Below are 19,974 nucleotides of genomic sequence, written 5' to 3'. Positions count from 1 at the left end.
CTTCGGGAGTTCCCCCTGCGGCGCGCGAGAGGGCCGGACCGTTCGGAAACCTTACATGTCGAGGAAGAACTCGAGGGTTTGGTTGGTCGTGAGGTCCGTGAGGTGCACGGCACACGCCATGCACGGGTCGAAGGAGTGGATGATCCGGAGGATCTCCACCGGTTCGTCCGCCTTGTGGATGGGGGTTCCGACGAGGGAGGCCTCGTATGCACCCACGTTTTCGAGCGCATCCCGCGGCGAAGCGTTCCACGTCGTCGGCACGACGGCCTGGAACCGCTCGACCTTCCCGTCCTTGATGATCACCCAGTGGCCGAGCGCGCCGCGCGGGGCCTCCGTGTACCCGACGCCCTTAGCCTCCTTGGGCCAAGTAGACGGATCCCACTTCTTGCCGTTAAAGGTCGACCAGTCGCCCGCCTTGATGTTCGCGAGCAAGCGGTCGAAGTCTTCCTTGGCGTACTGGAGGGCGATCTTGGCGTCGAGGGCGCGGGCGAGGGTGCGGCCGATGGCGGAGTGCATCCAGTGGATGTCCACCGTGTCCGTCCCGCCGAGCGCCTTGATCGTCTCGTTTACGCGGGCGAGCGCTTCGTCTACCGTCCCCCGGATGACTTCGTTCTTCGCCGCGTACCCCACGATCATCCGCGCCAGCGGCCCGACCTCCATGGGCTTTTCTTCCCAGCGCGGCGCCTTCACCCACGAGTACTTCCCTTCGACGTTCAGGTACTCGAAGGGAGGCTTGGGGCCGGTGAAGTGGAGGTTCGTCTCTCCTTCAAACGGGTGCTTTCCGTATCCGGGCTTCTCCTTGCCGTCGTACGTGTACCAGGAGTGGTCGACGAACTCCTGAATCTGCTTCGGGTCGACCATGTCCACGGGGTGAACTTCGTTCAAGTTGAAGTCGAGCACCGCACCCCGCGGGAAGCGGTAGGACGCCACGTCGTCGATGTCGTTCGGCGGCATGTCCCCGTACGAGATGTAGTTCTTGAGCCCGCCCCCGTACCTCCAGTCGCGGTAAGCCGCCGCGAGGAGGATGGCATCCGCGTAGTACACGTTGTTTACGAATTCGATGGCCATGTCGAGCTGGCGGCCGACTTCCGTGAGGCGGGAGGTGTTCAGGGCGTTGTCGCTGTTCAGGTCGATGGGCCACGGTACGCCGCCTACCACGTAGTTGGGGTGCGGGTTGCGGCCGCCGAAGATCGTGTGGATGCGGACGACTTCGCGCTGCCAGTCGAGGGCCTCCAGGTAGTGGGCAACGGCGATGAGGTTGATCTCCGGCGGAAGCACGTACGCGGGGTGGTTCCAGTACCCCGTGGCGAAGATCCCCAACTGCCCGCTGTCGATGACCTTCTTGAGCTTGGCGAGAATGTCCTTGAAGTAGGCGGGCGAAGTCTTCGGCCAGTTCGACCACGGAGCGTAGTTCTGGGCGATCTCGCTCGCTTTCACCGGGTCGGCCTGGGCTGCGGATACGACGTTCACCCAGTCGAGGGCGTGCAGCTGGTAGAAGTGCACCGTGTGGTCGTGGGCCATCTGCGCCCCGTACATGATGTTGCGGATCAGGTTGGCGTTGAGCGGAATTTTGATGCCCAGAGCGTTTTCCACTGCGCGGACCGACGCCAGCGCGTGCACCGTGGTGCAAACGCCGCAGATGCGCTGCGTGAAGGCCCACAGGTCGCGCGGGTCACGCCCCTGGACGATGAGCTCGATCCCGCGCACGGCCGTGCCGGAGCTGTAGGCCTTGGAAATCCTTCCACTCCCGTCGAGTTCGGCCTCGATTCTGAGGTGTCCCTCGATGCGCGTGATCGGGTCGACGACCAAGCGGTTGGCCATTCTCTCTCACCCCGTCTTTCTCGCGGTCGTTTGGTTTACTCTTCCTTGGCGGCCGTTTCGGCCTTTTCGTGCTTCGCAATCCGCCCGCGGAGCACGACGGTAGCCGCAGCGTGGGCGGCGATGCCCGCAACGACGACACCCGTAAGGATTGCGCCTACCTTTTCGGGGTTTACCGTCGTCTGCGTGCCCGGAATCATCGCCAGCCGCTCGTAGAAAGGACCCTGGTCCCAGAAGTTGGGCTCCGAACAACCGATGCACGGGTGGCCAGACTGTACGGGCCAGGAGAGGCCGCCGTTCCAGCGGAGTTCCGCGCAGGCGTTGTACGTCGTCGGACCCCGGCATCCGAGCTTGTACAGGCAGTACCCTTGCCGCGCCCCTTCGTCGTCGAACGACTCGGCAAAGAGCCCAGCGTCGAAATACGCGCGGCGCTGGCACTTGTCGTGCAGGCGGTGACGGAAGAATTCCTTGGGCCGACCGAGCTCGTCGAGTTCGGGGATTTGGCCAAAGATCACGATGTGGGCGATCGTGTTCGTCATGACTTCCGCGATCGGCGGGCAGCCCGGGATGCGGATCACAGGCTTCCCCTTTACGAGATCGGCGGCCGCCTTGGCCCCTGTCGGGTTTGGCTTGGCCGCGGGAATCCCGCCCCAGGACGAGCAGCTTCCGAAGGAGACGACGGCCATCGCCTTTTCCGCGGTCTCCCGGAGGATGTCGTACGCGGAATGCCCGCCGATGAAGAGGTACTCCGGCGCCGGGACGCTTCCCTCGACGACGAGGACGTACTTCCCGGGGTATTCGGCCATGATCTTCTTGCGGTGTTCTTCCGCCGCGCTTCCGGCACCTGCCATGATGAGTTCCGTGTACTCGAGGGAGATGAGATCGAAGAGGACCTTTTCCATGCGCGGCTGCATGGAGCGAATGAAAGATTCCCCGCATCCGCTGCAGCTCTGGAACTCCAGCCAGATCACCGGTACGCGTTCCTTCGTCTCCATCGCCCGGACGACCTTGGGCATTTCCTTGAGGTCGAGCCCCAGGGCGAGGGTGATCGCCGAGGCGAGCTTAAGGAAGTCGCGCCGCGTGAGGCCGGCTTCCAAAGCTTCCTCGTAGATCGTCTTGTGCCCCGTAGCGGTCGGCATGCTCCCGTTCCCCCCTACGTGCGTCTTTTTGCGCTTGGGTGAGGGCCGTCTGAAAGCGCTGACAGTGCGGCGCAGAGATCGTGCTACGTCGCGTACGTCGGAAGAGTATGACACCCTTACCCCCATCCCAACCTCCACCCGTATCTTACCGATTAGAACGGGTCCTACGCAATCTTCTTTCCAAGTTTGTCATAGAAAATTCAACTCCAAACGCGGAACTTCGTGCTACCGTGAAATATCGGCGTAGTACCATACGCCGTAACCCTTGGTCGTCCTGGGTTTGTAAGCGTTCGTGAAAAGTTTCATGCGTGGGTGATTGTAGTTCGTGTTTCTACAATACGTATAGTGAAAACGATGGCAAAAGCCGCGCTCCGCGTCCCGGAAAACGTACCCAGTGGCCGAATTTCCTATTTTTGTGTCAAACCTGCGGAAAGGGATTGACATTTCCCTAGGGATAGGGAATGATTTGGGTAAGGCCACTACATGTAGGAGCGGGAGGTTCGGCCCATGGATCTCAAACGGCTCGTCGAAGACTACCTCACCCAAAACGACTGGCGGGTGCACGAGAACAGCAACATGAACTACTCTCTACAGGGGCTCAACAACCACATCGCGCAGGAAGTCGTGAAGTGGTACTGGCTCCACGAGGTGTACACGCCGGAAATCCGGAAGGCGCACGAAGAAGGGGATTTCCACATCCACGACTTGGGAAGCCTTTCCGTCTACTGCATGGGTTGGGACCTTAAAGACCTCCTCCTTACGGGCTTCACCGGCGTGGAAGGAAAGATTTCCTCGAAGCCTCCCAAGCACTTCCGCACGGCGCTCCTTCAGGTAGTGAACTTTTTCTACACGCTTCAGGGGGAGGCGGCCGGAGCGCAGGCGTTCTCCAACTTCGATACATACCTCGCGCCGTTTATCGCCTACGACGGCCTTTCCTACGACGAAGTGAAGCAGGCGATGCAGGAGTTCATCTTCAACCTCAACGTCCCCACGCGGGTGGGCTTTCAAACGCCCTTCACCAACATCACCCTCGACCTAGTCGTCCCCGACTACATGAAAGACGAGCCCGTAATCATCGGCGGCGAGTACATGGAGCGCACGTACAAGGAATTCCAGCGCGAGATGGACATGTTCAACATGGCCTTTGCCGAGGTCATGCTCGAAGGCGACGCCCAAGGACGGATTTTCACCTTTCCCATCCCCACGTACAACGTCACCAAGGACTTCCCCTGGGATTCGCCCGTCGTGGATAAGATCATGGAGATGACGGCAAAGTACGGGACTCCCTACTTCTCCAACTTCGTCTCTTCGGACATGAACCCGGAAGACGCGCGAAGCATGTGCTGCCGCCTCCGCCTCGACAACCGCGAGCTCAAAAAGCGCGGGGGAGGGCTCTTCGGCGCCAATCCCCTCACCGGCTCCATCGGCGTGGTGACCATCAACCTCCCGCGCATCGGCTACCTCGCCAAATCCGAGGCAGAGTTCTTCGCCCGACTGGAAGAACTTATGCGCATCGCCAAGGAAAGCTTGGAAATCAAGCGCGCGAAGCTCGAGGAGTGGACGGAAGCCGGGCTCTATCCGTACACGAAGTTCTACCTGCGAAACGTAAAGGGACTCGTCGTAGGCACGGACCCATTCGCCGCGTTCTCCCTCGGCGGCTCCGGCAGTTACTGGAACAACCACTTCTCCACGATTGGCCTCGTGGGGATGAACGAAGCCCTCGTGAACTTCCTCGGCACGAACATCGCCACAAAAAAAGGCGTGGAGTTTGCCAATAAAGTCCTTGACTTCATGCGCGAGCGCGTCGCGGATTTCCAGGAAGAAACGGGGCACCTCTACAACCTCGAAGCGACGCCCGCCGAAGGCGCCTCCTACCGCCTCGCCCGCTTAGACCGCGAGCGCTGGCCGGAAATCTTTACGGCGGGAGAATCCACGCCCTACTACACAAACTCTTCTCAGCTTCCCGTGGACTTTACAGATGACCTCTTTACGGCCCTAGACCTTCAGGCCGACCTTCAGACGAAGTATACGGGCGGTACGGTATTCCACGCCTTTCTCGGCGAAGCCGTCTCTGACATTCGCGTCGTAAAGAAAATCGTAAAGACCATCGCCGAACGCTACCCGATTCCCTACTACACGCTTACGCCGACCTTCAGCATCTGCCCCAACCACGGATACCTCTCCGGAGAACACTTCACCTGCCCATACTGCGGCGCGAAGACGGAAGTCTACAGCCGCGTCGTCGGCTACTACCGCCCTGTGCAGAACTGGCACGAAGGAAAGAAAGAGGAATTCGCCCAGCGGCTTGAATTCAAGCTTCACGCCGGAGCAGGAGCGTGACGTCCTCCCCTCAATGAATTGAGGGGCATCCCTTTCAGGATGCGCGCAGGCTTTTGTTCCTGCGCTTCGGTTCGTGGACTCCGTGCCATCCCAAGTGGAATGACAGGACCACAGGCCGCGCCACACGGCCACTACTCCCCTTCACGGGAGATACCTGGAACGCCCTCTCGAAGATGTTCAGAGAGCCGTTCACGTCCGCCTGCGCCCTCCAGCCGCAGGAACACTCGTAAAGCCCCCTGTGCTTCCGGTTGGAGGGTAAGACGCGCCCGCAGGCGTGACAGCGCGCGGACGTGTTCTTCTCGTCCACGTCGTCCCGGACCACAATTCCCGCCAGAGCACCCTTGTACTTGAGCATATTGACTAGCTTCCGGTACGGCCAGGCATGTAGCCTCTGGTTGAGTTTGTCTCCGTAGTCGATGCTCTCGCGGATGCAATAAAGATCCCCGATGGCTATCTCCCCCACGCCCCGCCTCACGCACTCCTCTATGAAGTGGGACGTGGCAATGTGGAGCAGGTGCTCCACTTGAAGCTTTTCCCGGTGGGCCACCTCCCTCCACCTATGGGAGTTTGGCTTGAGACTCGCCCGCACCTTCTGCCAGTATCTCCTAACCGACTTAATGAACCTGCCCGAGTAGAGCAGCACGGTACCGTCCTCGAAGGCGGCCGCCATGAGAACGGTCTCCCCCAAATCCAGGGCAACTCTCTTTGTCCCAGGACGCGGGTTCGCCTTCACCTCCACCACCAGACGGGCCTCTATCTGCCCGGACACCTTGTCGTAGATGATGGAGAGCTCCCGCACCCGCTCGTACTCCACGCCGGGACGGTGAGAGATGCGGAAGGAGACCTGTCTTACCCCGTCTTCCCGGCCGGTGCCCAGAGAAACCGTGACCTTGTCTCCTTCCACCCTGAAGCCGCTCTGGACGTACTTGAGCGGGGAGAGGTAGCTTTTCGGACGAAATCCGGGGGCGCTGTGCCGCGTGAACCCCTTTTTCTTGAGGGCGAAGAAGGACCTGTACGCTTCTATCACTTCGTCCCTCGTGAGCTGCACGGACATCGAGTAGTAACCTTTCGCCCGGGGAAGTTTTTTTAAGATGCGGTTGAGGTTCCTGCGGGAAACATTTGCTTTTCCGGTCTCCTCGCACTCCTTCCGGAGGTGCCAGAGGAGGCCGTTGTAGACCTTGGTGGCGCAAAACATGGCGTCTTTGAGGACGGTCAGGGTCTTGGGGTCGGCGTGAACCTGGGCTTTAATAGTGACGAAGGGCACTCACAGTTCACCTCCTTCCCCTATTGTCTTTTGAGCCTTGATATACCTTTTAATGACTTCGCTTGAGACCTGTCCCGCCGTGCCCACATAATAGCTTGGATTCCATAAGTGGCCGCCCCAGAGCTCCTTTTTGAGCTCCGGATGCTTCTTAAAAAGCATCCGGGCAGTGGAACCTTTCAGCACCTTGGCTATCACTGCAGGTGCAACTTTGGGAGGGGCGGAAAGAAAAACATGCACGTGATCGGGCATAACCTCCAGGGCTAGCAGTTCGTACCCGTGTTCTGCGCAGAGAGCGATGATAGCTTCCTTCAGGGAAGCGTCTACTGGAGGAAGGAGCACTTTGCGACGATACTTGGTTGACCATACAAAGTGGTAATTGATGTTGTAGACCGCCGTTCCTGTGGACTTCCAAGCCTTCTTCTTCATACCTTCATGGTATTACGCAAGGAGAAGAAACGCAAGTATTAGGACGAGGGGGTCCGTGTATCCCCTCAATAAATTGAGGGGGATTACAGCCCCCTCGCACTCCCCCGTTTTTCTAAAAAGGAGGTTTTTGCCGTGTTCTACGACTTCCTTCCCCTTACGCTCGTGGACTATCCGGGGCACGTCGCCGCTACGGCCTTCATAAGCGGTTGCAACTTCCGCTGTCCGTACTGCCACAACTCCGAACTCATCCGCGTGCAGCCGAATCCTAGGAGGACAGAAGACGAATTCCTCGCGTACTTGCGCTCTCGCGCAGATGCGTTAGAAGGCGTTTGCATCACGGGGGGAGAGCCTACGCTTTGGAAGGGACTTCCCGAACTTCTCAGGCGAATCAAGGACTTAGGCCTCAAGGTAAAGCTCGACTCTCAGGGCTCTAGGCCGCACGTACTGGAAGCCCTCTTCCGCGAAGGGCTCGTGGACTACATCGCCATGGACGTCAAGGCGCCCCGGGAAAAGTACGGCGAATACGTCTGGGACCTCCGCGACGTAGACCGCGTAGCCGAATCGATAGAGCTCATAAAGGCCCTCGCCCCCGACTACGAATTCCGCACGACGGTTGTAGAAAGGCTTCACACGGTAGAGGACGTCTTAGAAATCGCCCGCTGGGTCGCCCCTTGCAAGCGCTACGCGCTTCAAGCTTACCGCCCTTCCCCCGGCGTAAAAGACGTAGAGGCGAGCGGGGAAACTCCCACGCCCGCCTCCATGCTCGAAGAAATTAAAAAGCGCCTTCCGGAAGGGATTGAAGAAGTGCTCCTTCGGACGTACGCGTGACCTTCTCCCACCTTTAAATAAGGTGGGCTTCCCCGGCGGTTTCTCGTAAACGCCTCAAAAAGACAGATCTTCGGGCGTTTCTCGCCCGTATGCGTCGAACGCCTCGGATTCGAGCGCCGTGTGAGCCCGGCAGGGGAAGACGAGGCGGAAGATCGTTCCATGCGGGTTTCGCTCTTCGATCTCGATCTTCCCCCCGTGGGCGACGACGATTCGATGCGTGAGGAAAAGGCCGATGCCCGTACCGCCCGCCTTGTTGCTCCAAAAGGGATCGAATACGTGCGCGCGCTGGGGCTCTGGAATTCCCGGACCTTCGTCCGCCACGGAAAAGACCACGTACTCCCCTTCCTTCCGGAGCTCCAACGTCACGGTGCCACCCGGGGGAGAGACTTCGATGGCGTTTTTGATCACGTTCACGAGCGCCTGATGTACCCGTCGGGCATCGAGGGCGCATGCCTTTTCGTGGAACGACTGATAGCGGAGGGCGAGGTAGACCTCCGCCTGGTTGGCATACGGCCGCATGAGTTCGTGTACCTCGGTGAGCAAAGTTACGGGATCGACGTCCTTTCTCTGCAAGGGCTTGGGAACGTACAAGTCGAGGAGCTCTTCTGCCAGAAGTTGTGCGCGGTCGACTTCGCTCAGGAGGAGCTTCTGCTGCGCGGCAGGCATCGCCCGCGCGTTGAGCTGGAGGTACCCGCGCAGGACGGCCAAGCTGTTTTTGAGTTCGTGGGCAAACACGGCGACGAACGGCCGCCGCTCCCGGGCAGATTCGCGGGAGGGAAACACGTGAAGCCGCTCTGCGTGCACGTCGAAGAGCCACGCGGCGGCAAAGACGACCAAGGCGAATCCCATCCAGAGGGGCAGGGGCGAAGGCGGACGGACGGAGAAGACGTCGCGAAGTGGTCCGACACGGCCGCCCAACCAAACGAGGGCGTAGGCGAAGAACGCTGCGGCGAGGAGGAGGAGGCCGTCGAGGCGAAAGGGGGACCGGACATCGATCCCCCCTCCTTTTCCGAGGTACCCACTAAAGGCGCCTACAAGGCCGAGAACGAGGGCCTCCCCTACGGGGGAACCGAAGAAGTAGAGAATGGGGAAGAGAGACGACACGAGGAGGATCGGGAAGCGACGCGTCGTCATGGCAACCACGTAGGGAAGAAAGAGGCTGTACTCGGCGCCGGAAGGAAACGACCACCGCGACATCGTCGAGAAACTCACGACAACCCACGCAACGGAGAGGACCTCGACGGAGAAGCGCACAAGGGCACCGGATCCCCTCTTCGTTTCCCCTAAGGGAGAAAGCGCCTCAAGAAGGATCCGGTACCCCCACCAGAAAAACACAGCGGCTCCGAAAAACGCCACTCCGTCGCGCAGAAGCTCCATCCCCGTCATCCTTTCGCCATCTTCTATCTTACCTCTATTCCTCGGGTTCGGCAGAATTCACTCCGAATGCACAGGACCCCGAAGTGGAAAACTGAGGAAAGAAAAAGCCCCCACGAAGGGGGCGTGCCATGCGGAGGTGAACTTCTGGGCACCGCCGCGTCGCGCGGTGCCCGCGAGAGCGCACATGATCCGACCGTCTACCCCGGGGGAACTCGTCGTCCGCCTGCGGGACTTGGGCGTCCCGTTGAGAAACTCCTGGGAACGAGGCGGGAGCGCCTTGCCGAACCCACCTACGTCTCCCCCACGCGCGCGCTTTTGGAGCGCGCGCGAGAACGACGGCGTTGCCGTATGGTTCGGTCACGTAGGCGAAGACGGCGCCTTCCGTTCCGTATACTCCGCGGCCTTCCTCTCCCGCGCCGTACCGCCAAACCTTGCCCGCCTTCGCACCGCGGTACGCTTTTTCCGCGCCACGCAGGCTCAAGTCTCTCTCTCCGAAATCTCGTTTTTCCTCGAGCGCTTAGGGGTTCTCGGCGAGGGCCGGGAGTGGACGCGCCCCCTCTTTCGCACCTATCGCGAACCGTATGCGGAGTACCTCGCCGCCTGGGACCCGCAAAAGCGGCTCTTCGTCCTCGGGGTGCGCTTCGACGTCTCCCCCCTCACCTGGCCGGAACCGCGTCAATCGGGAAACTCCCAGAAGAACGGCGTCCCAAGGTCGACGTGAATTGCCGGCGAGAGAAACCCGCCGAGCTTTACGTGGCGAAGCGGCGCGTCCACGGACGAATACGTCATGGAAAAGAGGGCGTCGAAGCCGAGTCCCTCGAGCACTTGAGGAAGGATGCTCGCCGAAGGCCCTGCGAGGACGCGGTACCCGGAAACGAGCTCGAGGACGCGGTCGACGGTGAAGTTGTTGAGCGTCATCCCCGTGATCACGGCGGCCCCGCAACGCGGGAGGAGGAGGGGCTCCTCCACGTCGGAAAAGGAGAATGGACCCTTGAGCGACTGAGAACGTTCGAACACCCAGACGTCCTTCCCGCGATCGCGCAACAGGTGGTCGAGGGGGCTCATGTTCCCCACGAGGCAGATGGGGTCCGGATAGGCGACGAGCCGCTGGATCAACGCGTCGGAATCGGCCCGGCGCACGGGTGGATAGTGGTACTGACTTACGGCGTTCGCCATGGCGAGGCCGAGCACGCGGTTGAGGGGATGGGGATCGACGACGAACCGCTCTAGGGCCCCGAGTTCGGGGGGATGGACGCGCCCCACCCGGTGGATGTCCTCGTGCGGAATGTGGGCCGCGCCAAAGGCCCGGCGTCCGTCCGGTCCCTCGACGACGACGTAGGCGGCCAAAAGGCACAGTCCGTAGTCCACGACGCGCAGGTCGCGCGCGTACGGCGCGAGGCGTCGGGCGATCTCCCGAACGATCATTCGTCGTCTTCCTTTCGCCAAAAGATCCAGGCCATCTTGGTGCGCACGTGGGTCGTGACCGTTCCCTCGGCGTCGGCACGGCGTTCGAGGAAGGCGCGGATTTCCCTCCGCAGGGCCTCCTCGTCTTTTGCCTCGCGGATGAAGCGCCGGAGGTAGCGGTCTATGGCGTCTTCGACGGTGAGCCGCTGCGTCCACCCGCCGCGGCGGTACGTTACGGACGGATGAAAGCCGCGAAGCCAGAGGAGGTTGAGCACCGCGTAAACGCGAGGCTCGTCGAACGCCTCGCGAAACACGTCTTCCGGCGGCCGAAAGCCCAAGGCCGCCTCGAGTTCTTCCCGCAGGCTGTCTCGCCGCCAGACGAAGCTGGAGAGAAAACCTGCGTTTCGCGACGCCTCTACCATCTTGAGAAAGGCGTCGGCGTTGCGAATGGCGGGCGTATTGGAGGCAAAGACGAAGTCGAAGGCGCCACGCCAGCCCACGGCGTCCAAGTCCAACTCCTCCCAAACCGCCTGCACAAAGTGCGTGCGGTCCGCGACGCCGTAGCGTTCGGCGTACGCGCGAGCCCTTTCTACCATCCGTTCCGCAATGTCTACGCCGGTGACGTCGTAGCCCTCTTGGGCGAGAAAGATCGCGTACGTCCCTGGCCCGCACCCGATGTCCAATACGCGCGCCGGCGGTCGGGGAACGCCCTCCGCGTTGAACCAGGCGAGCAGGTCCTCCACGCGCCGCTTGCGTTCGGGATCCTCGAGCAGGCGTCCGAACTCGTCCGCCCGACGGTTCCAAAACGACTCTTGTTCGGCATAGCGCGCGGGCCCTCCCGGCCAAAGTGCGCGGAATACGGCTTCGTCGATCGCCACGAAGCGCCACCTCTCTCCGATCGGTAAACGCTTTCAACCTCGATTCTTTTTGTATTTTACCTCCAAAGGCGCTGGGGAGCAAAACTTTCCGCCGCCGGAGCGAAAAACGAAGAAAAGACCGAGGAAATCGTGCCACCTCGGCCTACCTCTGTCCGCTCTCTCGTCTCCCAACTACCCTTCCCACTGCAGAATCCCGCGGGGCGCTCCGCCTTTCCAAAACCCTTGGCCTTCCGTGGGCCACCCTTCCTTTTCCCAAAACGCGCGCATCGCGTCTACGTCAAAGGAAGGGCCCCCGGGAACTTCGATCGTGAGGGGCAAAAAGCGGCGGTATGCCCAGTCCAGATACGCCTTGCGCATCGCCAGCTTGAGCGTGGAAAAACGTTGCTCGAGCACTTCGGAAACGCCGGAAAACCGGTAGACGATGTATCCCCCCATGGGCCTTGCCACCCTTTCCAGGTGCGTGTGCGCACTTCCCGCCTTGTTTCTCATTGTACCAAAAGGGGCCGCCGAGAGGCCAATAAAAAAGGGGCTCCATTCCCTCCCCCCGCTCCGCCCCATTTCTGAAAGGAAATGAAAACCATAAAACGTGCGTGCTCGCACCTCGCACCTCCTTGACATCTTTCCCGCAAATAGGTATAGTCTTTCTCGGAAAAAGAACAAGAACGATTCTCGACTCCTCCGGTCCGGAAACGGGACCGGCCGCTCCGACCGCGGGAAAATTTTCCGGGAAGGGAGGAAAGGACGATGGCACAACCTGAAGCCGTTCGCGGGTTTCGCCCGCATGCGGAAAAGCTCTCCTCCGGCGAACACGTCGAGCGCGGGCTCCGCTACTTCCCCATCGCCCTTTTCTCCCTCGTGATGGGAATCGCGGGCGTGACCATCGCAACCCACCGTACGGAAACCCTGTTCGATGTCCCCCACATCCTCTCGGGAGCCCTCCTCGTCTTGGCGAGCGCGTTTTTCGCGGCCTTTACCCTCCTTCAGATCGTCCGCGCGATCCGCTGGCCGGAGGAGATCGTCCGCGACTTCAATCACCCGACGCGCATCAACTTCTTTGCCGCCTTTTCCGTAAGCTTTCTCCTCCTCAGCATTGCCTACCTCGACTTCGTACCGGATATCGCCCGCGTCCTCTGGTGGATCGGAACGCCGCTTCACCTGGGAATTACCTTGGCGATTTTGAACAAGCTCATCCACCAGGACACCTTTGAGATCCAGCACTACAACCCCGCCTGGTTCATCCCCTTCGTAGGGAACATCGTAGTCCCCGTGGCGGGAGTGGAATTCGCCCCGCTCGGAATCAACGTGTTTTTCTTCGGCGTCGGCCTGTTCTTCAGCATCGTCCTCGGCACGATCTTCTTCTACCGAATCTTCTTCCACGCTCCGCTTCCCATCAAGCTCGTGCCGACGTTCTTCATCCTCATGGCCCCGCCCGCCGTCGGGTGCATCTCCTACGTGAAGCTCACGGGCTGCTTCGACATCTTTGCCCAAATCCTCTACAGCATCGCCCTCTTCATGGCCCTTCTCTTCCTCTTCCAGTTCCGCATGTACACGCGGATTCCTTTCTACATTTCCTGGTGGGCGTATCTCTTTCCCAGCGCCGCCCTCACGATCGCCACGATCCTCGCGTACCACATGACGCACGAAGAAATCTTCCGCTGGCTCGCCCACTTCTTCAACGTCGTGCTTCTCACGTGGCTCGCCTTCTTCACGTGGAAGACGTACAAACTCCTCAAGATGCGCCACCTCTGCGTCAAGGAAGATTGAAAGGCAAAGCGAAAACGGGCGGGAGCTTCCCCCGCCCGTTTCTCCGGAAAAAACCTCGCGGCGACGACCAAACGCGCGAAGGGGCGCTGTGCGCCCCTTCGTTTTTTTGTCTTTGCGCCTTTTCTGCGCGGAGGGAGGTCGAAACGGGCGTCCGTCCCACCCTTACGGGGGCGGAAGCGCCGAAGGAGGCTCCCCCTCAGGGAGGGCGGTGCGGCGAAGCAAGACGACGCGGAGGACGCGCGGCCCCCGCTCGACGCGAACGCGGTCCGGATCCACCCCTACGGGAAGAGGGAAACTCCAGGCAAAGGCGCGCCGCGTCTCCCGCACGCCTTCTCTCTCGACGTACCGATGCACGACGCGGCCGCGAACGTGGGGGAGGCGGCGGTCGACGGCGACGTCCACCTCGTCGGAAGTGAACCCTTCGGGAACGGAGATTTCCACGACGACCGTCTGGGCGTCGGGGGAGTACACGCGCATCGCCGGAGATCCCCGAAAGAGGTCGGCCGCCGAAAGGCGGAGGTCGGAGAAGAGCCGCCGGATGTCGTCCCAAAATCCGTCCCACACGGTCGGTCCCCCTGCCGCCTGTGTATGCGCCAAAGGGGACAGCGCCGCGGCGCTCACCCAGGGGCGTCCTTACTCCGCGTCCCGCTCGCCGGCGCGGGAGACGTCCTCCCACCAACGCCGAAGGATTTCCGCCTCGTGTGTTCGTCCGCGCCGCTCCAAGGCTCGGAGGAGGGCGACGAAGTCCGTGAGGGCGGAAAAGGCGGTGCCGCGTTCCGCGAGGCGGGCGGGCCCTTGAGGAAACCCGTAGGTAAAGAGGACGAAGACGGAGAGGACGCGCGCACCCTCGTTCTCCAAGGCGTCCACCGCCTCGAGGGTCGTCCCGCCTGTCGTGAGGAGATCCTCGAGAAGCACGACGGGGGTACCCGCGCGGAGTTCCCCCTCCACGCGGCGGCCGCGGCCGTGTTCCTTGCGTTCGGCCCGTACGTAGACCATGGGCAACCCAAGGCGGTCGGAAACCCAGGCGGCGTAGGGGATCGCCCCCGTCGCCACCCCCGCCACGGTGAGGAGGTGGCCCTCTGCGGAAGCGGGAGAAAGGGAATCGCGGACGTGCCGCACGCGGTCCGTGAGGGCGTCGACAAATGCCTTCCGCGCCGAGGGCCGCGAGAGGAGGATGCGGTGGTCGACATAGACGGGGGAGGACAGGCCTGAGCGAAAGCGAAACGGTTCCTCGGGCCGTACGTGGACGGCGCCCACTTCGAGGAGAAGATCCGCCAAACCCAGAGCCTCTTCCCGAAGGGGAACGTCGAAGCGGTCGGATGCCACGAATGGATCCCTCCCGGAAATCCCAGGCGTCCTGAAGTTCCACAACGTGCGGGGCGATCCGTCCGGACGGGGCACCTGCCGCCGGAAAGAAAGCCCCCTTTAGCCCTTTATCGCCTGGGAGGCAGATCAAAAAGGGCGGCGGCGATCTCTTCGAGGATCGCCTCCGCAGCCCTGCGGGGGTCGGGTGCCCAAACGATAGGGCGTCCGACGACCACGGCATCGGCGCCGGAACGAATGGCCTCCCCCGGGGAGGAAACGCGCCTTTGGTCGTCTTCCCCTCGGGAAAAGGCGGGGCGGATTCCCGGAACGACGAAGATCGGACCGGGTCCCAGGGCGGCGCGGAGGGAGGTGACCTCCCACGCCGAGACGACGAGGCCCGCCGCCCCGCCGAGCAGGGCTTCTTCCGCGAGGATGCCGACGCTTTGCCGGCGATCGATGCCGAAGCGGGCGAACTCCGCCTCGCCTAAGGACGTGAGCCAGGTGACGCCGAGGAGGTACGGCGGGGCGTAGCTCGGTGAGTTTTGCACCGCGAGAACGTCCTTGGGGGATGCCTGGTGCTTTTCTCCCCGTACCCGCGCTTCCCGGATTCCTTCGTAGGCAGCACGCACCATTTCCCTGCCTCCGGACGCGTGAACCGTGAGGAAGAGGACCGCTCCCGCGGGAAGAAGGCGCGCCGCGCGGTAGACGGTATGGGGGATGTCGTGGAGCTTGAGGTCGAGGAAGACCTCGTAGCCGCGCTCCGCGAGGACTTCCACGAACCGTGGGCCTTCGGCGAAGAAGAGTTCCAATCCGACCTTAACCCGCCGAACGCTTCCCCCGAGCCGGGAGAGGAGGTTTTCCGCCTCTTGCCGGGAGGGGACGTCGAGGGCCACGAAGAGGCGACTTCGTGGATCGTCGTCGAAGGGCTTTTGCGCAGGGGACAAGGGGATCATTCCGCCTCCCCCCTTCCTTCCGAAGGCGCGAGGGCGCGGAGTCCGCCACGGTGGGCGATTCCGACGAACGACGCCGCACGATCGACCCCGACGGCGCGCAGGGCGGCGGGAAGCTCCGCGAGAATCCGCTCGAACACGAAGGGATCCCGGAGCGCCGCGGTTCCGACTTGGACGGCGCTCGCGCCGACGGCGAGGAACTCCAAGACGTCCTCCGCGTCGGAGATCCCGCCGACGCCTATGATCGGCAAGGGGACGTGTCGGTACACTTCGTAGACGAGGCGGAGGGAGATGGGCTTGAGCGCGGGGCCGGAAAGGCCGCCCGTGACGTTTGCGAGGACGGGGGCGTACGTCCGCCGGTCGACGGCGAGGCCGGGCATCGTGTTTCCGAGGACGAGGGCGTCGGCCCCGGCGGCGTTGGCGGCCTTCGCCGCTGCAACGACGTCGCACGTATCCGGAGAGAGCTTTACCCACAAGGGCAAGGACGTCGCGGCGCGCACGCGCGCCGTAACCCTCGCCACGCCCTCGGGATTTCGCCCGAAGGCGAGACCGCCTTCGGCCACGTTCGGGCAGGAGAGGTTGATTTCGAGCGCGGAGATGCGGGGCGAGCGGGAAAAGGCCTCGGCCACGGCCGCGTATTCGTCTTCGGTGTTTCCGAAGATGCTCGCCACGAGGACGACCCCCTCGGGGAGGCGTTCCACGAGCGCGAGCGCCTCCCGGACTCCGGGGTTTTCTAGGCCGATGGCATTGAGCATTCCGCAGGGCGTCTCCGCCACGCGAACCCCACGGTGTCCGGGCCGGGGGGCGAGAGAGGTCGACTTCAGGACCACAGCGCCCAGCCGACGAAGGTCGAGCCACTCCATCGCCTCAAGGCCGTACCCGAACGTCCCGGAAGCCGGGAGCACGGGATTGGCGAGGCGAAGGGGGCCGAGGGAAACGGTGAGGTCGACGGACTTCGGTGTCCGCCGACTCCCGTCGGATTCGGACGAAAACACAGCAAACCTCCTCTCGTTCCTGCACCGGAGGGGCTAGGGGGCGTCACAGGGAAAGCCGCCTAGGACGCATCGCCTTCTCGGGGGGCGAGGTGGGGGAAGTGCACCTCGCGGGAGAGGACGGGGCCTTCGCGGCAGAGACGTACGTTCCCCACCGCTGTCTCGACGACGCAGCCGCGGCAAAGTCCGGTTCCGCACGCCATGGGTGCCTCGAAGGCGCCGTACACGCGCGCCGCGGCGGGGAGACGGCGAAAGGCCGCCTCAAGCATGGGCTTCGGTCCGGCGACGAAGACGGCGATTTCCTCCGGAGGGACGGGGTCGGGCCACAGCTCTTGCCAACGCGCAAACGCCGCGTCCAGCGCCGTACCGGGAAACGCCACCGGAGGAACGACCCTCCCCTCTGCGTCGCGAGACGGACGTTCCACGGCGAGAAGGGGCTCCGCCCAGGGACGGAAAAGGCGGGCGAGAACGGCCTCTTCGCTCCGGCGGATCCCGAGGACGACGGCTACGTCGGAGGTTCGAAAGGCCGTCTTTCCTGCGGCGACGGCGGCGAGGACGGAGGCGAGCGGCGCGGCCCCCACGCCGCCCGCGAGGAGGAGGAGCTTGCGCGCTCCGGGCGGCGCAAGGGGGAACCCCGTGCCCAAAGGTCCTAAGAGGCGAAGCCGATCCCCCGGGCGAAGCCGGGCGATGGCGGACGTCCCGCGTCCGACGACGCGCACGGCAAAGCGGTGGACGACGCCCAGGCGGGTGACGAGGCTGAAGGGGCGGCGGAGGTACACCTCCCCGCCCTCCAGGAGGATTTGGAAGAACTGTCCCGGTTGGGCGTCCGGAGGGAGGGACTCTGCGGGAACCGTGTCGAGGAGGACGAGGTCGGACGTAAGCGCCTGCACGTCCTTCACGAAAAACGGCAGATCGGCAAAGGGGGTAGGCGTCGCGACGTCGGCAATCGAGGAAGTCACGAGCTCACGCTCCCCTGGGCGAACTCCGCGCCGTCGCCGATCTCTCTCCCAGCCCCGACGTTCGGCGGAACAACGTGGGCATCCGGAAGGAGGTCGCGCACGGCGCGGGAGAAGAGTTCGGAATCTGCGTAAGCCACGCGCCCCCCCACGAGCGTTAGGACCGGCCAACCCCGTAGGAGACGTCCGAAAAAGGGGCTGTTGCGGCTCTTGGACGCCAGCCTCTCGGGGACGACAGAACGCGGGAGGTAGGGATCCACGAGGACGAGATCGGCCGGAACGCCCGCTCGAAGTTCGCCGCCGGGAATCCCGAGAAATCGTGCGGGGATGCGGGACATGCGGTCCACGAGTTCTCCTAGGGAAAGCCTTCCCCGGAGGACGAGTTCCGTGTACAAGAGGGGAAAGGCCGTCTCCAGACCGAGGATCCCGAAGGGGGCCCGTTCGAGGGGGAGGGCCTTTTCCTCCGGAGCGTGGGGGGCGTGGTCCGTGGCCACGAAATCGACAACCCCCTCCCGGAGGGCACGGACGAGGGCGTCCCGATCCTCGGCTTCGCGGAGGGGAGGGTTCATCTTTGCGTCCTGGGGTCGGGTCGCGACCGGCAACCGTTCGGCTCCGGCGGCAACGTCTGCGGATCGGCGCACGTCCTCCCACGTGAGGACGAGGTGGTGTGGCGTCGCCTCGGCCGTGAGGTGGACTCCCCGACGGGCGAGAAGCGGGCGCAGGCGCCGGACGAGTTCTACGGAAATTCGAGAGGACAGGTGCTGCAGGTGGATCCGCGCCCCGGGAACGAAAGCCCCGAGGGCGAGGTCGCGGCCGATGAGCGACGCCTCCGCCTCCGGTGGATACGTCGGAAGTCCCCGCCCTTTCGCCCACGGGCTCGGATGGACGACCCCTCCCCGGGAAAGGGAAGGGTCTTCCTCGTGAAGGAGGACCGGCAACCGGAGGCGGGCAGAAGCGAAAAAGGCCTCCCGCAGGACGTCGGGATCGAGGACGGGAAGGCCGTCGTCGGAAAAGGCGCGAACGCCCGCGGCGGCGAGGGCGGCAAAGTCCACGGGAACCTCCCCTGTCTGCCCGCGCGTCACGGGAGCGGTGACAAAGGTACGGACGACGGCGGTTCGGCGGGCGACGGCGCGCATCTCCCAAACCCGCTCCGGCGTGTCCGGAGGCGGGACTGTATTGGCCATCATGAGCACCGAGGTAAATCCCCCATGGGCAGCGGCACGACTTCCGCTGGCGATCGTCTCCTTGTGCGTTCCGCCCGGTTCGCGGAAGTGCACGTGCGCGTCTACGAAGCCCGGAAGCGCCCACATCCCCTCTCCCGCGATGCGAAAGACCCGTTCCCCCAAGCCCCCCACCCCGTCCCGCGGGCCGGCGTAGCGGACGAACCCTTCCTCGAGGAGGAGAAGGCCGTAGACGAGCTTTCCCTCGGGCGTGAGGACGAAGACGTCATCGATGGAGAGGAGAGGTAAAGGCACGGTTCCCCTCCTCCCGGACGGGCGACTCGGCATAAGACGGCAGATCCCCGCCGAGGGCTTCGGCGTCCGCATTTCCCTCGCCGGCAACGCGGTCGCCTTCGCACGGCCCGAGGTTCCCTCCCGCGGCGACGAGGACGGCCATGCGCACGTAGAGGCCATTTTCCACCTGGCGGCGCACGAGAATCCGCGGGTCTTCTCGAAGGGACGGATCGATTTCCACGCCCCACGTTACGGGGCCCGGGTGGAGGATTCGGGATTCGGGGCGTAGGGCGCGCGCCCGCGCCTCGGTAAGCCCGTACCGCTCGAGGTACGACACGGGCGTTGGAGACGCGGAGGAGCCTGCGGAATGCGCGTGGCGCTCCCACTGGGGCCGGAGGACGAGGACGGCGTCGGCGGAAGCGAGCAGGTCTTCGAGGGAAACGTCTTCGAGGGCGACGCGCTCGGCCACACCCGGCAAATCCTCCTCGCGACCGAGCCAGGCACGAGGTGCGGCGGCCGTAATGCGCACGCCGAGGCGCGGGAGGAGACGCGCGTGCGAGCCGAACACCCGGCTGTGCCGAAGGTCGCCGAGGACGAGGAGGCGAAGACCCTCCAGGCGCCCGAAGGCCTCGTAGAGCGTCCACGCGTCGAGAAGGGCCTGCGTCGGATGCTCCCCGGTTCCGCTTCCGGCGCTCACCACGGACGGAGAGAGCGCCGGCGGACGGATGACGTCTTCCGAGGTGCGGACGACGGCCACGTCTACTCCCAAAAGGGCGAGGACCTCCAAAGTATCCGCGAGTGTCTCGCCCTTCGCCCGGCTCGTAAGGCGCTCGTCGAGGGTGAGGACTTCGGCGCCCAGGCGCATGGCGGCGAGGGAAAAGGAGAGGCGCGTGCGCGTGGACGGTTCGCCAAAGAGGAGGGCCACCGAGCGGCCGGAGAGGAGCTTGGGAGGTTCCTGCCGTGCGCGAAGTTCCCCCGCAAGCCGAAAGAGGGCGTATACGAGGCGGGGCGAGAAGTCTTCGGCCGAAAGGAAGTGGGGCACCGCATGCCACCTCCGGAAAAAACGCCCGCTCGCGCGG

19 protein-coding genes are annotated in these 19,974 nt (G+C 63.4%); 4 read left to right on the top strand and 15 right to left on the bottom strand.

What is annotated here, in order from left to right; all coding sequences use genetic code 11:
* Positions 1-51 precede the first annotated feature (51 nt).
* On the bottom strand, positions 52-1,821 hold the full coding sequence (locus tag C7438_RS00775) for a nickel-dependent hydrogenase large subunit (protein WP_121443457.1): 1,770 nt from the start codon (positions 1,819-1,821) through the stop codon (positions 52-54).
* A 35-nt stretch (positions 1,822-1,856) separates the two neighbouring features.
* On the bottom strand, positions 1,857-2,957 hold the full coding sequence (locus tag C7438_RS00770) for a hydrogenase small subunit (RefSeq protein ID WP_121443456.1): 1,101 nt from the start codon (positions 2,955-2,957) through the stop codon (positions 1,857-1,859).
* 507 nt (positions 2,958-3,464) lie between these two features.
* On the opposite strand from C7438_RS00770, the gene C7438_RS00765 reads away from it, so the two are divergent.
* Positions 3,465-5,297, top strand: a complete 1,833-nt coding sequence (locus C7438_RS00765; protein ID WP_121443455.1) for a ribonucleoside triphosphate reductase — start codon at positions 3,465-3,467, stop codon at positions 5,295-5,297.
* 34 nt (positions 5,298-5,331) lie between these two features.
* Here the strand turns inward: C7438_RS00765 and C7438_RS00760 are convergent, their stop codons facing one another.
* Together C7438_RS00760 and tnpA are read right to left on the bottom strand one after the other, a co-directional pair.
* Positions 5,332-6,561: an RNA-guided endonuclease InsQ/TnpB family protein gene (locus C7438_RS00760; RefSeq protein WP_121443454.1), complete on the bottom strand. Its 1,230-nt coding sequence runs from the start codon at positions 6,559-6,561 to the stop codon at positions 5,332-5,334.
* Entirely contained in the window at positions 6,562-6,987 is a 426-nt protein-coding gene (gene tnpA, locus C7438_RS00755; RefSeq protein WP_121443453.1) for an IS200/IS605 family transposase, read from the bottom strand.
* A gap of 132 nt (positions 6,988-7,119) precedes the next feature.
* Here tnpA and C7438_RS00750 point away from each other — a divergent pair, with 132 nt between their 5' ends.
* A complete protein-coding gene (locus C7438_RS00750) occupies positions 7,120-7,815 on the top strand; it encodes an anaerobic ribonucleoside-triphosphate reductase activating protein (protein WP_121443452.1) in 696 nt (231 codons plus the stop codon).
* A 54-nt stretch (positions 7,816-7,869) separates the two neighbouring features.
* On the opposite strand, the gene C7438_RS00745 is transcribed toward C7438_RS00750, so the two are convergent.
* Positions 7,870-9,201 (bottom strand): sensor histidine kinase, encoded by a 1,332-nt coding sequence (locus tag C7438_RS00745; protein WP_121443451.1) that lies wholly within the window; start codon positions 9,199-9,201, stop codon positions 7,870-7,872.
* A 175-nt stretch (positions 9,202-9,376) separates the two neighbouring features.
* Between C7438_RS00745 and C7438_RS00740 the strand changes: the two genes are divergently transcribed.
* A complete protein-coding gene (locus C7438_RS00740; RefSeq protein ID WP_147401946.1) occupies positions 9,377-9,913 on the top strand; it encodes a hypothetical protein in 537 nt (178 codons plus the stop codon).
* Here C7438_RS00740 and C7438_RS00735 read toward each other — a convergent pair.
* From C7438_RS00735 to C7438_RS08960, 3 genes are all read right to left on the bottom strand, one after another.
* Complete coding sequence (locus C7438_RS00735) at positions 9,868-10,617, bottom strand: Rossmann-like domain-containing protein (protein WP_121443449.1); 750 nt, start codon at positions 10,615-10,617, stop codon at positions 9,868-9,870. The two genes, C7438_RS00740 and C7438_RS00735, sit on opposite strands and share 46 nt — an antisense overlap.
* Positions 10,614-11,339: a methyltransferase domain-containing protein gene (locus C7438_RS00730; protein ID WP_434963938.1), complete on the bottom strand. Its 726-nt coding sequence runs from the start codon at positions 11,337-11,339 to the stop codon at positions 10,614-10,616. Before C7438_RS00730 ends, C7438_RS00735 begins: the two co-directional genes overlap by 4 nt.
* Before the next feature lie 306 nt (positions 11,340-11,645).
* Positions 11,646-11,909: a hypothetical protein gene (locus C7438_RS08960; RefSeq protein ID WP_147401945.1), complete on the bottom strand. Its 264-nt coding sequence runs from the start codon at positions 11,907-11,909 to the stop codon at positions 11,646-11,648.
* A 309-nt stretch (positions 11,910-12,218) separates the two neighbouring features.
* Between C7438_RS08960 and C7438_RS00720 the strand changes: the two genes are divergently transcribed.
* Positions 12,219-13,238, top strand: coding sequence for an SLAC1 anion channel family protein (locus tag C7438_RS00720; RefSeq protein ID WP_121443446.1), 1,020 nt, complete (start codon positions 12,219-12,221; stop codon positions 13,236-13,238).
* A gap of 162 nt (positions 13,239-13,400) precedes the next feature.
* Here C7438_RS00720 and C7438_RS00715 read toward each other — a convergent pair whose 3' ends face one another.
* The 7 genes from C7438_RS00715 to C7438_RS00685 all read right to left on the bottom strand — a co-directional run bounded on the left by C7438_RS00715 (position 13,401) and on the right by C7438_RS00685 (position 19,937).
* Entirely contained in the window at positions 13,401-13,802 is a 402-nt protein-coding gene (locus C7438_RS00715) for an Hsp20/alpha crystallin family protein (protein ID WP_121443445.1), read from the bottom strand.
* A 69-nt stretch (positions 13,803-13,871) separates the two neighbouring features.
* A complete protein-coding gene (locus C7438_RS00710; RefSeq protein WP_170143454.1) occupies positions 13,872-14,564 on the bottom strand; it encodes an orotate phosphoribosyltransferase in 693 nt (230 codons plus the stop codon).
* A 107-nt stretch (positions 14,565-14,671) separates the two neighbouring features.
* Positions 14,672-15,496, bottom strand: coding sequence for an orotidine-5'-phosphate decarboxylase (pyrF, locus tag C7438_RS00705; RefSeq protein ID WP_121443443.1), 825 nt, complete (start codon positions 15,494-15,496; stop codon positions 14,672-14,674).
* Positions 15,493-16,488, bottom strand: a complete 996-nt coding sequence (locus C7438_RS00700; protein ID WP_121443442.1) for a dihydroorotate dehydrogenase — start codon at positions 16,486-16,488, stop codon at positions 15,493-15,495. The genes pyrF and C7438_RS00700 overlap by 4 nt, the downstream gene beginning before the upstream one ends.
* Positions 16,489-16,547: 59 nt before the next feature.
* Positions 16,548-17,444, bottom strand: coding sequence for an iron-sulfur cluster-binding protein (locus tag C7438_RS09525; RefSeq protein WP_121443441.1), 897 nt, complete (start codon positions 17,442-17,444; stop codon positions 16,548-16,550).
* Positions 17,441-18,916: a dihydroorotase gene (locus C7438_RS00690; protein WP_170143453.1), complete on the bottom strand. Its 1,476-nt coding sequence runs from the start codon at positions 18,914-18,916 to the stop codon at positions 17,441-17,443. Before C7438_RS00690 ends, C7438_RS09525 begins: the two co-directional genes overlap by 4 nt.
* Positions 18,888-19,937, bottom strand: coding sequence for an aspartate/ornithine carbamoyltransferase family protein (locus tag C7438_RS00685; RefSeq protein ID WP_170143452.1), 1,050 nt, complete (start codon positions 19,935-19,937; stop codon positions 18,888-18,890). The genes C7438_RS00690 and C7438_RS00685 overlap by 29 nt, the downstream gene beginning before the upstream one ends.
* Positions 19,938-19,974 lie beyond the last annotated feature (37 nt).

It is taken from the genome of Brockia lithotrophica (assembly GCF_003633725.1).
In the GTDB taxonomy this organism is placed as follows: Bacteria; Bacillota; Bacilli; order Thermicanales; family DSM-22653; genus Brockia; species Brockia lithotrophica.
Note: the sequence above shows the minus strand (reverse complement) of the source record. Positions and strands in the feature narration are given on the sequence as shown.